The organism is Bacillus sp. P14.5, assembly GCF_003316765.1.
Classification (GTDB): Bacteria; Bacillota; Bacilli; order Bacillales; family Bacillaceae_B; genus Rossellomorea.
Genome location: NZ_NIJF01000063.1, coordinates 52,127 through 66,352, shown reverse-complemented (window position 1 = coordinate 66,352; position 14,226 = coordinate 52,127). Strand labels below are relative to the sequence as shown.

Annotated in this window: 13 protein-coding genes; all 13 read right to left on the bottom strand. The window is 44.6% G+C overall.

What is annotated here, in order from left to right; all coding sequences use genetic code 11:
• Positions 1–267: 267 nt before the first annotated feature.
• Complete coding sequence (gene lysS, locus B9Z54_RS09725) at positions 268–1,764, bottom strand: lysine--tRNA ligase (RefSeq protein WP_187444482.1); 1,497 nt, start codon at positions 1,762–1,764, stop codon at positions 268–270.
• Positions 1,765–2,164: 400 nt separating this feature from the next.
• Positions 2,165–2,377, bottom strand: a complete 213-nt coding sequence (locus tag B9Z54_RS09720; RefSeq protein ID WP_113928207.1) for a helix-turn-helix domain-containing protein — start codon at positions 2,375–2,377, stop codon at positions 2,165–2,167.
• Positions 2,329–2,856, bottom strand: a complete 528-nt coding sequence (folK, locus tag B9Z54_RS09715) for a 2-amino-4-hydroxy-6-hydroxymethyldihydropteridine diphosphokinase (protein WP_113928206.1) — start codon at positions 2,854–2,856, stop codon at positions 2,329–2,331. Before folK ends, B9Z54_RS09720 begins: the two co-directional genes overlap by 49 nt.
• Before the next feature lies 1 nt (position 2,857).
• Positions 2,858–3,217: a dihydroneopterin aldolase gene (gene folB / locus B9Z54_RS09710; RefSeq protein WP_113928212.1), complete on the bottom strand. Its 360-nt coding sequence runs from the start codon at positions 3,215–3,217 to the stop codon at positions 2,858–2,860.
• A complete protein-coding gene (gene folP / locus B9Z54_RS09705; protein ID WP_113928205.1) occupies positions 3,210–4,046 on the bottom strand; it encodes a dihydropteroate synthase in 837 nt (278 codons plus the stop codon). Before folP ends, folB begins: the two co-directional genes overlap by 8 nt.
• A gap of 5 nt (positions 4,047–4,051) precedes the next feature.
• The gene (gene pabC, locus B9Z54_RS09700) at positions 4,052–4,918 is read right to left on the bottom strand and encodes an aminodeoxychorismate lyase (RefSeq protein ID WP_113928204.1); all 867 of its coding nucleotides are present in this window, start codon (positions 4,916–4,918) and stop codon (positions 4,052–4,054) included.
• Positions 4,919–4,930: 12 nt separating this feature from the next.
• Positions 4,931–5,518, bottom strand: a complete 588-nt coding sequence (gene pabA, locus B9Z54_RS09695; protein WP_113928203.1) for an aminodeoxychorismate/anthranilate synthase component II — start codon at positions 5,516–5,518, stop codon at positions 4,931–4,933.
• On the bottom strand, positions 5,515–6,909 hold the full coding sequence (locus tag B9Z54_RS09690; RefSeq protein ID WP_113928202.1) for an anthranilate synthase component I family protein: 1,395 nt from the start codon (positions 6,907–6,909) through the stop codon (positions 5,515–5,517). Before B9Z54_RS09690 ends, pabA begins: the two co-directional genes overlap by 4 nt.
• A 286-nt stretch (positions 6,910–7,195) precedes the next feature.
• Positions 7,196–8,119: a cysteine synthase A gene (gene cysK, locus B9Z54_RS09685; RefSeq protein ID WP_113928201.1), complete on the bottom strand. Its 924-nt coding sequence runs from the start codon at positions 8,117–8,119 to the stop codon at positions 7,196–7,198.
• A gap of 694 nt (positions 8,120–8,813) precedes the next feature.
• A complete protein-coding gene (locus B9Z54_RS09680) occupies positions 8,814–9,695 on the bottom strand; it encodes a peptidyl-prolyl cis-trans isomerase (RefSeq protein WP_113928200.1) in 882 nt (293 codons plus the stop codon).
• A gap of 44 nt (positions 9,696–9,739) precedes the next feature.
• The gene (gene hslO / locus B9Z54_RS09675; RefSeq protein ID WP_113928199.1) at positions 9,740–10,627 is read right to left on the bottom strand and encodes an Hsp33 family molecular chaperone HslO; all 888 of its coding nucleotides are present in this window, start codon (positions 10,625–10,627) and stop codon (positions 9,740–9,742) included.
• 11 nt (positions 10,628–10,638) lie between these two features.
• The gene (locus tag B9Z54_RS09670; protein ID WP_113928198.1) at positions 10,639–11,409 is read right to left on the bottom strand and encodes a type III pantothenate kinase; all 771 of its coding nucleotides are present in this window, start codon (positions 11,407–11,409) and stop codon (positions 10,639–10,641) included.
• Between the two features lie 737 nt (positions 11,410–12,146).
• Entirely contained in the window at positions 12,147–14,105 is a 1,959-nt protein-coding gene (ftsH, locus tag B9Z54_RS09665; RefSeq protein ID WP_113928197.1) for an ATP-dependent zinc metalloprotease FtsH, read from the bottom strand.
• Between the last annotated feature and the right edge of the window lie 121 nt (positions 14,106–14,226).

Genomic DNA, 14,226 nt, shown 5'->3' with positions numbered 1-14,226 from the left:
TGTTCTTACTAGTTTAACGTTGACGTTTTGTTTGTCTTGTTTTGTTCAGTTTTCAAGGTTCAATCTTTCGTCGCTCGTTTTTGGCGACTTGATTATCTTAGCATTTTCAAGAAGCTGAGTCAACAACTTTTTGAAAATATTTTCTGTGTCAGCCGAGGTGTTTCGCGGCAACAGATAATAATATACCACCATTCAGCAAGCCGTGCAATACTTTTTTAAAATAAAAATAAAAAACTCCGGCCGATGACAGCCGGAGTTTAAAACCATTTAGTCCCTATGACGCATTAATGGGAATAACAGTACATCACGAATGGAAGGTGAGTTTGTGAGCAGCATCACCAGGCGGTCGATGCCGATGCCCAGCCCTCCTGTTGGAGGCATACCGTATTCAAGCGCTTCGATGAAATCATCATCCATCATATGCGCTTCGTCGTTGCCTTCTTCCCTTTCTTTCAATTGAGCTTCGAATCTCTCTCTTTGATCGATAGGATCATTCAGCTCCGTGAATGCATTAGCGTGTTCACGGCCGACGATAAACAATTCAAATCGGTCAGTGAATCGTCCATCTTCATCATTCTTCTTCGCAAGAGGTGAAATTTCCACCGGGTGGCCGTAGATGAATGTTGGCTGGATAAGCTTGTCCTCTACCCTTTGTTCAAAGAATTCGTTAAGGATATGGCCGTATTGCATGGTTGGTTTCACTTCTATGCCGTGTTCTTTCGCAAGAGCATGCGCCTCTTCGTCACTCATTTCTTTCCAGAAGTCAGCTCCTGTGTGCTCTTTTACTGCATCTACCATGTGAAGGCGTGTCCACTCCGGCTCGAGGTTCACTTCGTACTCCCCGTATTGAACGGAAGTAGAACCGAATACTTCTTTAGCGATGTGAGCAACCAGGTTTTCCGTAAGAGCCATAATATCACGGTAGTCAGCGTATGCTTCATACAGTTCGATCATCGTGAATTCCGGATTGTGGCGAGTGGAAACTCCCTCGTTTCGGAATACACGCCCGATTTCATACACCTTTTCCATCCCGCCGACTATTAACCTTTTCAAGTGAAGCTCGATAGCGATACGCATATACAGCTGCATATCAAGGGCGTTATGATGCGTAATGAAAGGACGCGCTGAAGCTCCACCGGCAATCCCGTGCATCATTGGCGTTTCCACTTCAAGGTATCCGTTGTTGTCCAGGTACCTTCTCATGGATTGGATGATTTTGCTTCGTGCAATGAATGTCTGCTTGCTTTCCTGGCTCGTGATCAGGTCAAGATATCTTTGGCGGTAGCGCTGCTCAACATCTTTCAAGCCATGGAATTTTTCAGGAAGCGGCCTTAATGCCTTAGTTAGAAGGATGAACTGTTTTGCTTTAATAGACAATTCCCCTACTTTTGTTTTGAATACTGTTCCTGTGATCCCAACAAGGTCTCCCAGATCGGCTGTGTTGAAGATTTCATATTCCTCATCGCCGACACCATCTTTACGCACATAGATTTGGACTTGGCCCGCAAGATCCTGTATGTGGGCAAAGCCCGCTTTTCCTTTTCCTCGTTTCGTCATGATTCTTCCTGCGATGGTAACTGAAACTTCTTTTTCTTCCAGTTCCTCTTTCGTAAAGGAATCAAACTGTTCTTTGATTTCTTGAGAAGTATGTGAACGATCGAAACGTTTCCCAAATGGATCTAATCCTTTTTGACGAAGGTTGTCCATCTTTTCACGTCTCACCCGCAGCTGGTCATTAATTTCTTCGTGACTCATTTCTTTCACTCCTGTTCTATCTGCTAGTTTTAAATAAAGCTGCATTCACGATATGCCATGATTGCACGCTCTTTTTACTGAATTGAATTTGAAAGTGATCCCTTTCAACAATATTAACGAGAAGAGCGTTATTAAATCAGCCTATATGATTTTATACCATACTATTTTACACAATATATGTTATTCGAACACCCCTAAAGGCCTCTTTAATTGAAAAAGGTGGTTTTTACAGCGAAAATCCCCTGCCCGCCAAGTTAACTCATTTGACTAGAAAGGGGACTGACGCTTCTCAGCACTTCAGTCCCCCGGCGATACCCTGCCTAAATCTTTAACTCACCAGGACCTTATCCGCCAAACTCATGGATCGGCTGCTGGTTTAAACATGATCTAATCTCCGCACACTATAAAACTATTTATCGTCTGAAGGTTCCAGGTCCTCTCGCTGGATCCCCAGGAGCTCGGCCACATTATCAAGGAAATCCTCTGAAGGCAGACGGCTGCCTCTTTCGATTTCCCCCAGAACAGAAACAGAAATGCCCAGCTTCTTGGCCAGCCCTTCCTGAGTTAAACCTTTCAGTTTTCTGAATGCACGTATACGTCTTCCCCACTTATCTGTTTCCATAACCGAACTCCTTCTTTATCAGGTATTTCGTCTAAAAGAGCCATAATAGAGGTATTAAACTTAGGATGTTTGATTGTCTGGGACAGTTCCGCCAGAGGCATGAGCACAAAGGCTCTTTCATGCATGCGCGGATGAGGAACAATTAGTTCTTCTGTTTCAATATTTTCTTGATTATAGAGTAAAATGTCAAGGTCTATTATTCTCGGTCCCCAGCGGAATTCGCGTTCCCTTCCAAGGTCCTTTTCTACTTGAAGACATTGATTCAGAAGAGCATGGGGCGACAAGGATGTTCGGATTTCCAAAACTAGATTTAAAAATTCCCCTTGATCCGTATAGCCTACTGGATCGGTTTCATAGATGGAGGAAACCCCGGCCACTTCAATTTCATGATGCTCATTCAATTGTTGGATGGCTTTTTTCAGGTATTGTTCCCTGTCTCCTACATTGGATCCCAATGATAGATAGACCGTCTTCTTCATATCAGCGCCCCCTGGTGATTTCTACGGATACAGAGCGGTAATGGCCCGGAATCGGGGGATCTGGTTTGATGACTTCTATCGTGCAGTTCTTAACTTTAGAAAAATCACCCAGTATCCGTTCCGCCAGTTTTTCCGCAAGAGCTTCAAGCAGTTTGTATGGTTCGCCTTCGACAACTTCTTTGCATAAAGAGTATACTTCACCGTAGTTCACAGAGTCATCAATATTGTCGCTTCTTCCTGCTTCTGAAAGGTCCATCTCCAATGAAAGGCTTACCCTGAACCTTTGCCCGAGCTTCGTTTCTTCAGGAAACACTCCATGATAGCCGTAGAATTCCATATCTTTCACTTTGATTTTATCCAACATACTCACCCTTTCCAAGCATGGCATCCATCATGACCGCCATCCTCTTGATCTCTTTCACATCGTGGACACGAACAATCTGGCAGCCTTTCTGAATCCCAAAACAGACGGTGGCACCCGTCCCTTCCATTCTTTCATTTACAGGCAGATCCAGGATGGTTCCGATCATCCGTTTTCTTGAAGTTCCAAGAAGGACCGGATATCCCATGGCTGTTAACTGGTCAAGGTTTCTCATCATTTCAAGATTGAGATTTAAGTCTTTGGCAAACCCTATGCCTGGATCGAGAATGATATTTCCTCTTGGAACCCCTGCTTCCAATGCGATATCCACACTTTCCTGGACATCCTTCAGCGCATCTTTTATAAAATCTTGGTAGTCCATGTTTTCGCGGTTGTGCATCAGAATGATAGGAGCATTTAGTTCTGCCGCCACACTTGCAATCGCTCTCTCCCTTTTAGCTCCCCACACATCGTTTATGATATGGGCACCTGCTTCCAGGGCTTTTCTTGCTGTTCCGGCTTTGTATGTATCAATTGAGATGGGCACATCCACTTCTTTTGAAATGGCTTCTATAATAGGGCATACCCGCTCAATTTCCTCTTCTTCCGGGACAGGTTCATGCCCGGGCCTGGTCGATTCTCCGCCAATATCTATGATATCCGCTCCCTGCTCGACCATTTCCTTTGCGCGGAGGACCGCTTCTTCTATCTCATTGAACCTTCCTCCATCAGAAAAGGAGTCAGGAGTGGCATTCAGGATGCCCATCACCAATGTTCTATTTTGATAGTCCAGCTGATAAGGCCCTGCTTTAATAATTGAAGAAGTCATGTATATCAGCTCCCCTGAAGTTCGGTTTTAGAAAAAAGCACTTTGGAATCGCGCTCGTAATGCGAATATAGTTGATGAGTGATCCGCCCTTTTTCACCCGGGAAAGTCCGGCCCTCAAAAGTATGGATCGGGATGATCTCCTGGACGGAGTTTGTGAAAAAAGCTTCATCCGCCTGCAGGAGGGCTTCTTTGGTATATAAACCTTCTTCACTAGGTATCCCCAATACTCGCGCCAGTCTCAAAAGATACTCCCTGGTGATTCCATTCAATACTCCTGTCTCCAGCGAGGGCGTATAGAGCTTTCCATCTGAAACCCAGAAAACATTGGAAGTCACACCTTCAGCAATATAACCCTCTTTTGTCAGGAACAGCCCTTCTTTACCAGGGTCATCGCCAACCTCTCTTTTGGCCGCAATGTTATTGAAATAATGGAGCGATTTCAGCCTTACCGGTGTCTCAGGAGTATTTCTTCTTAATTTAAGCAGGACCGCTTCTTTTTCCCTGAGCGGTATCAAAGGCGGAAGTTCCTTCTGCAAAAGCAGGATGTTCGGCTGATCATAGGGTGTCGTTCTCAGTCCTATTTCTCCTTCCCCTGCCGATATGTTCAGGCGGAGATAAGAGTCCTCCATATTGTTTTTCTTGGAGAGGGAAGTAATCATACCGTAAATATCCAGCTTCTTTAAGTCCAAACTTATATTAAGCGTATCCAGGCCCATTTGCAGACGATCAATATGATCTTGCAGCAAAAATGGATGGCCGCGGTATGTCCTCATTGTTTCAAAAAGACCCATACCATATAGAAAGCCATGATCAAAGGGAGAAATTCTCGCTTCTTCCTTATGCAGTATTTCACCATTTAAAAATAAATACACTCTCGTCCCCCCCTAAACAGGTACCGGCGCCTTCTTATAATTAGTGAGGAAATTGGCAAGAAGCTGTTTTCCTTCTTCGGTTATGATGGACTCGGGATGAAATTGGACGCCTTCAATCGGAAGGTGTTTATGGCGGATGGCCATAATTTCTTCATCCACGGTTTCCGCAGTGATTTCAAGGCATTCAGGCAGCGTTTCTTTCCGTACGATGAGAGAATGGTAGCGTCCCGCTTGAAAAGGGTTGGAAACCCCTTCAAAAAGAGTCTTTCCATCATGGCTGACGGATGATGTCTTTCCATGCATCAGCTTGTCCGCTTTCACGACCTGCCCGCCAAACACCTGGGCAATCGCCTGATGCCCAAGGCAGACGCCAAAAATCGGAATTTTGCCAGCGAAATAGCTGATTGCCTCAAGGCTTATTCCTGCTTCATTGGGTGTGCAGGGCCCAGGCGATATCATAAGATAGTCCGGAGCCAGCAGTTCGATTTCGGCTATATTGATTTCGTTGTTTCTTTTGACGACGATCTCTTCACCAAGCTCTCCCAAATATTGAACAATGTTATATGTGAAGGAATCAAAGTTATCTATCATTAAAATCATTTGTCTGCACCCTCTGCCAGTTCTTTTGCTCTCCATACAGCTTTTGCTTTTTTCAGTGACTCCTTATATTCGTGCACCGGATTGGAATCAATTACTACTCCCGCTCCTGCCTGAATATGGGCTTGTCCATTTTTAGCTAACAGCGTCCGGATGACGATGTTCAGTTCCATATCTCCATTAAAACCGATCCAGCCGATCGAACCTGTATAAATCCCTCTTCGGACCGGTTCAAGTTCTTCAATAATCTCCATGGTCCTCACCTTAGGGGCGCCTGTTATGGTTCCTCCCGGGAATGCAGACCTGATCAGATCCTTGCCGCTTTTATTCTTAGCCAGAGTCCCTCTAACGTTGGAAACAATATGCATGACATGCGAGTACTTTTCAATGACCATAAACTCATCGACTTCGACTGTGCCGTATTGACAGACCCTCCCCAGGTCATTTCTTTCAAGATCCACCAGCATGACATGTTCCGCCCGTTCTTTTTCATTATGAATCAACTCATCAGCCAGCAGCTGGTCTTCCTCTTCACTTGCGCCGCGGGACCTGGTACCGGCAATCGGCCTTGTACTGACCTCTGTTCCTTTCTTTTTCACCAGAAGTTCAGGAGATCCCGATGCAATTTGAAAATCAGGGGTGTGCACATAGCTCATATAAGGGGATGGATTCAATTGCCTCAGTTTTTTATAGATTGCATAGGGAGAAGCTGCCAGATTCTGTGACTGCCTTACAGACAGGTTAACCTGGAACACGTCCCCTTCCTTGATATAGGACTGAATCTTCTCTACAGCTGAGATGAACTCCCCTTCATTCATAGAAAAGGTTCGGTCAACCGAGGCCTCACCTATAGCATCATTCTTATCTACAGGTGTCGATAGCAGCCCCTTTTTCCACGCATTCACATAATCTTCAAATGTTTGCGCTCCCTCTTCATCAGCCATCAGCCATACGTGCTCCGATTCATGGTCATAGACTGCCCAATGGGAAAACACCATGAAATAAAGATCCGGAATTTGGAGGTCATCCTCGGCAGTGGTGTCCAGTCTTTCAATTTGGCGCGCATAGTCATAACTGATGAACCCCATTGCGCCGCCCTGAAAATCAGGAAGCGCCGGATCTCTTTCCATATGCCGTTTTTGAAGCCTGCTGTACAACACATCCAGTGGATCTCCATACACAATCTCCACGCTGCCATTTTCACAGATTTCCACTCTATTATCCTTTGCGTTAAGTATAGATACCGGGTTGAACCCGGCAATGCTGTATTTTCCGCCCCGGCCGCTTTCAAGAAGGATATGATGATCGATTTCAGCCGTCAGGGATTCATAGGCATGAAAAAAATCTGCTTTCGAGGATTGTATTTTTTCTAAATGAAGTTGTTTAGTATCCACGGATGGTTCACTCTCCTAGTTTTTCTCTCCTTCCATCATACATGAATCGCATTGCTGTTTCATAGTCAAAATGCATGGTAATAAGCGAACAGCCCTCATGTTGGGTTTTCGATATAAGGTATGGTGTTCCTTAGATTTTTTCTTTTCCTTTTACTGTCCAGTGCCTGTTCAGTCCTATCAAAAAAGTGTTATACCATACAAGCCACTGCCAACAATCTATTTCCCAACTCTCATTCTCCATACAATAAAAAAAGATCAGGAAAAAAGCTTCCTGATCTTGAGTAGTTTAGTCTTCAAATTGATAAAGCGGGGTACTTAGATATCTTTCACCGTTACTAGGAATCACTGCCAGCACTTTCTTTCCTTTGCCAAGCTGTTTAGCCACTTTTAACGCCGCGCTGATAGCAGCACCTGAAGATATCCCTCCAAGGATCCCTTCTTCTTTAGCCGCACGCCGGGCAAAATCAAATGCTTCTTCATTTTGTACAGTGATGACTTCATCATAAACCGCCGTATCTAAAATGTCTGGTACGAAGCCGGCGCCTATCCCCTGAATCTTATGAGGACCAGGGCTTCCTCCGGATAATACCGGTGAATCAGAAGGTTCAACTGCGTAAATTTTCACATTTGGGAAGTGCTCCTTCAGCACCGGACCTGCGCCTGTGATGGTACCCCCAGTGCCGATTCCAGAAATAAAGGCATCCAGACTATCCATCTGCTCAACAATTTCCTTCCCTGTCGTTCTCCGGTGAACTTCAGGATTTGCCTCGTTTTTAAATTGCTGAGGCATGAAGAAGCCCTTTTGATCAGCGAGCTCTTCTGCCTTGCGAATGGCACCGCCCATTCCTTCAGAGCCAGGTGTGAGGACCAATTCTGCTCCATAGGCACGGAGGAGGTTCCGTCGTTCCATACTCATTGTATCCGGCATGACCAGCACTGCCTTGTATCCTTTTGCCGCTGCAACCATCGCCAGCCCGATACCTGTGTTTCCGCTTGTCGGCTCCACAATTGTGTCCCCAGATTTTAATTTCCCGGACTCTTCTCCAGCCTCGATCATCGCAAGAGCGATTCTGTCCTTTACGCTGCTGCCAGGATTCATATATTCTAATTTCAAATAAACCTCAGCGCTATCTTCTTCCACGAGACGATTGAGTTTAACAATCGGCGTCTGTCCCACTAAGTCGGTGATTGAGTTTGCTATTCTTGCCATACTATCACTCCTAATCCCAAGTAGTTTGATGGGTTTTCATTAAAATTATCAATTTTCTGTAAACATGTCAAACATATGGATTCTCTATCAGCATTGAAGTGCCTATTTACATAAAAAGCACAAGTGCCCCGTTTAGCCGCGACAGACAAATATTCTCCAAAAAAGACGGTTTTTCATTTTGATTCTCCTGGGATAATGACCCCAATAGGTTAAGTTTGTGCCGAGAACCTATGAGGATGGAGTTGCTGGATTCTTAATATTTTACATAGATAGCTGATTATGTTTTTAATCAATTTTAAGTACCATTTAATTTATCCATACACAAAGAAGATTTATACTGATGTTTTGAACCCAGTATTTAATTCTAGAAATGAAAGGCTTTAGTTAAGAATTTAATCAAAATGTGATTGGAGCGGAAGGTGTGCGACCTCCTGCGGGATTAGCGGGACAGGTGTGACCCCGCAGGCGAAGCCGAGGAGGCTCAACGCCCGCCCCGCGGAGTCGCGCACCTGAAGCGGAAATCATCAACTCCATCCAATTAGGAAAATAACAACGCTATTAAATAATGTACTTTTTTAAAATTTTGATACTACCCTATCTTACAAAAAAGAAGCACGGCAAATACCGGACTTCTTTCATCAACCAGCCTTCTCAACTCAACTATATAACCAGTTTTTTTCATTGCCTGAAAAACTTAGAGGCTTCCCTCATAAAACCATTCGACATCAAGGTCATCCCAGAAATCCTCGGGCTTAATGGACTTTTCCACCTGCTCCATTGCGAGTCTCCTGCGGATTTGGTCTTTAACATCATCCAAAGAATACTGCTCGGCTTCCAGCTTATCATGGAGGAGGAAGATATAGAATTTCTCATCCGCCTTTATGACCTCCGAAAAATCTCCTGCATCCAGCGACTTGATGCTGTCAGCAGTATCCCCTGCTAATATATGCGAACCGGCGGGAATATATCCAATATTTCCACCCTGGACCGCTGAAGCTCCGTCAATTGACCGTTCCATTGCCAAAGCCTGAAAGCTGGACCCGTCTTTGATTTCACTGGCAATCTGTTCAGCTTCTTCACGAGTATCGGCGACGATTTGAGAGAGATTAAACATTTCGGGGATGGAGTATTGATCCTCGTTCTCCTGATAGTATCGTTCTACCTCCTCAGAAGGGATATTAACATCCTTGGTAACCACCTTTTCCAAGAGAAGCTCCATCCTGACTCTTTCTCTCAGTATTTCTTCGTTTGCCGCCAGTTCCTTATCATGTGTATTGTATATACTCTTGATCAAAGTAATTTCTTTATCAAGTTCCTCATCTGTGACCTTTATATCATACTGGGAGGCGAGCTGATCCATGACCTTTTGATTGATCATCTCCCTGAGGACCTCTTTTCCATAACGCTGTTCCATTTCATACATCCACATTTCCCTGCTGATTGTTTCAGCACCTACTGATGCTGCCGTTTCAGTTGCAGCAAGCTTTGCCTGCCCTGCGTCAGTTTCGGACTTTGTAAAATAAAGCAGCAACGTCAATGCGTTTGCTGCTGTCAGAATAAAGATCAAACTTATCAATACCGATCTCTTTAATCTCACCTTCGCACCCAACCCCTTAGATGTTATTGCAGATTTTCACCTTCATCTTTCAAAGCTTTCAGCTCTTCTATTGAATAATGGTAGGTTTCGTTGCAGAAATGACATTGAGTTTCAGCACTGCCGTCTTCATCAATCATTTCCTGGATTTCATCCGACCCTAAGCTGGCGATGGCATCACCGAAGCGGTCTTTGGAACAACGGCATTCAAATTGTACAGGCATCTTCTCAAGGATTTTAACATTATCCTTGCCCAGCAATTCCTGAAGAAGTTCCTCAGGTGTGAGACCTTTTTCAATTAATTTGGATACAGGCGGAATGGCGTTAAGCCTGTTCTCAATTTCAGTAATGGTTTCATCAGCTGTTCCCGGCATTAATTGGATAATGAAGCCCCCTGCCGCAAGGATGGAATTATCAGGATTCACTAGAACCCCTACCCCTACTGAAGATGGAACCTGTTCAGATGTCACAAAGTAATACGTGAAATCTTCTCCAAGTTCACCGGATACGATAGGCACCTGCCCGGTAAAATGGTCACGCATACCGATATCTTTAACGACCGACAGTGTCCCCGAAGTACCCACTGCTCTTCTTACATCCAGCTTTCCGTGCTCATTCAAATCAAAATGGACCTGAGGGTTTGTTACATAGCCTCTTACATTTCCCTTTGCATCACTATCTACAATGATAGCTCCAAGAGGACCGTCTCCTTCAACTTTGATGGTCAGCTTCTCTTCACCTTTCAGCATGGCACCCATCATGACTCCCGCGCTCATCGATCTACCGATGGCAGCAGAGGCTGTCGGCCATGTACCGTGCCTTCTTTGAGCCTCATTTATGGTATCTGTACTTCTGACTGCATATGCTCTGACTTGTCCATCAAACGCTAATGCTTTTACTAAATAATCACTCATATTATTGCCTCCTATACTGTGCTGTTTCTTTCATAAATGAGCTTTAAACCCTTTAATGTTAAGAATGAATCTACGACATCAATGACATCGGATTCCTTTGCTATCAATTGTGCAAGACCGCCGGTTGCAATGACCAGAGGGTCACTCGTACCTGTTGCTTTCATTCTTTTGACAATGCCTTCAACCTGTCCTACGTATCCGAAAAGGATACCGGACTGCATGGCAGACACCGTATTTTTGCCGATGATATGGTCCGGCCTGCCAATTTCGATTCTCGGCAGCTTTGCAGCTTTTGAATACAGAGCCTCTGTAGAAATCCCTATTCCCGGGGCGATTGCACCACCCATATATTGTTTATCTTCATTGATATAGCAGTAAGTAGTTGCTGTCCCAAAATCGACGATGATTAATGGCCCGCCGTATTCCTTGATACCCGCAACAGCATTAACGATTCGGTCTGCTCCCACTTCACGCGGATTTTCATACTTTATGTTCAATCCTGTTTTGATGCCGGGGCCGACAACCAATGGTGTGATATTAAAATATTTCTCGCACATTCTTTCTAAAGAAAACATAATGGGAGGGACAACAGAAGAGATGATGATTCCCTCAATGGAGTCCAGCGATAATTTCACATGTTCAAACAGATTTTTGACAATCATGCCATATTCATCTTCTGTTTTATGGCGGTTTGTCTCCATTCTCCAGTGATGCTTTAACTCTTCGCCTTCATACACTCCAAGTACTATATTGGTATTCCCTACATCCAAGACAAAAATCACTTTTTTCACCCACTAAACATTGATTTCATTCTGCCAACATCATACCACAATTGCATCCTTTTGGTGAAAGCTGTTGTCTTACTACTAAGCTGTTTTTAAACAAGTCTGTTTTCGCAAAGAATGTGGTTGATTAAATCGTAATGGATTTCCGCTCCATGCGCCCGGCTCCTCGGCTTCGCCTGATTAAAAAGCGGAAGCGCCCTGGGCAGCTCCGACAGGCAAATTTTCTCAAGAGAAAAAAGGCGATCTTTCCTTTTATTATCTTGGAGTTATTTGACCCCGAGAGGCTGGCGCTGAACTAGACGTCCGCTATTCCCGCAGGAGATCGCACGCCTGCAGTGAAGATCCCTCTACATTTAAGGGGTAGTGGTGGACTATAGACCTCAAAGCAACAATCTTTTAGAAAAGAGCCTTAAGCAAAAAGTAGTTTAGTTTCGCTTCATGTGCACCACTCTGCGGGAAGTGTACCTTCCACAGCCATCAACTAGGTCATTTTTTAAAAGGCTGTTTTTGTATATATTGTTGCTTTCGGAAAAATCCCAAGAGCCGGATTTCCCCCCGGATACTACGGTTTTTCTCTCTTAACGGAGTGAGAAGCTCTTTTCTTTCTTGCTCACCAGGGTGATTTCAGTGAGTTTTGGTAATAGCTTACGAAAATTATATTAAATAGCAACAAAGTTTACGAAAAGAGCCTTTAAAAAACAAAAGGCACCAGCTTGGAAGCTGGTGCCTTTTTATTAGTTAATCTTCTTTTTATCCTCTGCAGCTGACTCATCTGATGTCACAGCTGTATCATCCTTCTTTTGGATGTTCACTTTGACATCATCTTTGGCAGGTGCTTCGTCATCTCCATAACCGCGGTCCGGAAGTTTGCCATGATCCATTAGATGCTTGATTTGTCCAGCATCCAAAGTTTCCACATCCAACAATGTGTTTGCGACAAGTTCCAGCTTATCACGATGCTCTGTAAGAATCGTTTTAGCTCTTTCATAACAACTCTTGATCAAGCTTTGCATTTCCTGATCGATTTCATATGCGATTGCATCTGAATAGTTTTGTTCATTGTTAATGTCTCTGCCAAGGAATACCTGTCCCTGTGAAGTAGAACCGAATTGCATTGGGCCAAGCTTGTCACTCATACCAAATTCGGTTACCATTCTCCGGGCAATGCCAGTGGCACGCTGGAAGTCATTATGGGCGCCAGTGGAGACTTCACCGAAGATAACTTCTTCAGCCACACGTCCACCCAACAGTCCTGTGATCTTATCGAGGAGCTCAGGTTTTGTCATGAAGTAACGGTCTTCCTTAGGAAGCATTACAGCATAACCGCCAGCCTGGCCTCGAGGTACGATTGTAACTTTGTGGACCATTTCCGCTTCATCCAGCACAAGACCAATGACAGTATGGCCAGCTTCGTGGAATGCCACAATTTTTCGTTCTTTCTGGGAAACGACCTTGCTCTTCTTGGCAGGACCTGCAATGACACGGTCCGTCGCTTCATCGATGTCGCGCATATCGATTTTCTTTTTGTCTTCACGGGCAGCTACAAGCGCAGCCTCGTTTAACAGGTTCTCTAAGTCTGCACCAGAGAAACCTGGAGTTCTCATTGCGATTGCTTTTAAATCTACTGAATCATCAAGCGGCTTGTTTCTGGCATGTACATTAAGCACCGCTTCACGCCCTTTGACATCAGGTCTGTCAACCGTGATCTGACGGTCGAAACGACCAGGACGCAATAAGGCAGGATCCAGGATATCAGGACGGTTTGTTGCTGCAACGATGATGATTCCTTCGTTCGCACCGAACCCATCCATTTCTACAAGCAATTGGTTCAATGTCTGTTCACGTTCATCGTGGCCTCCGCCTAAGCCTGCTCCACGCTGGCGTCCCACTGCATCGATCTCATCAATGAAGATGATACATGGGGCATTTTTCTTCGCATTTTCGAACAAGTCACGTACACGTGATGCACCGACACCGACAAACATTTCTACGAAGTCGGAACCACTGATAGAGAAGAACGGTACACCGGCTTCCCCTGCAACTGCACGCGCAAGCAAAGTTTTACCTGTACCCGGAGGTCCTACAAGCAGGACTCCTTTAGGAATACGCGCACCGACTTCCGAGAATTTTCTCGGGTCTTTAAGGAATTCCACGACTTCGACAAGTTCATTTTTCTCTTCATCTGCTCCGGCAACATCTTTGAATCGCACTTTCTTCTTCTCTTCGCTGTAAAGCTTGGCTTTGCTCTTGCCGAAGTTCATAACCCGGCTTCCGCCGCCCTGCGCCTGGTTCAGCAGGAAGAAGAATAGGATAAAGATGATGACGAACGGGATGATCGTTGTAAAGAAAGATACCCAGCCGCTTGTTTCTTTTGCCATAAGCACATCGACTTCGATGCCGCTTTCATCAGCTGCTGCATTGATACGTTCTAATATTTGGGAATCATTCCCTAATACATTCGTAAGGAAATACTGTTCCTCTTCATATCCAGTAAGTTTTCCCCTGACCTGATAAACGCCTCTTTCAGGCTGGATGGAAAACGACTCTACCTCACCATCTTCCAAGTGAGTGATGAATTCGTTATATTTAATGTTCTCTGTTGGCTCGTTGCTGTTGTTAAAGTAACTCACCACACCTATTATGACGAGAAATACTAGTAAGTAGAATATGGTGTTACGAAAGATCCGGTTCATCCCTTACCTCCTCCCACGGTAAAAAAGCTATATAAAATAGTATCATAGAAAATCATGGTATGACAACAATTAGCTTCCTTTATTGATAGTTCCTGACAAATGTGCGTTCTCATTAGATTGC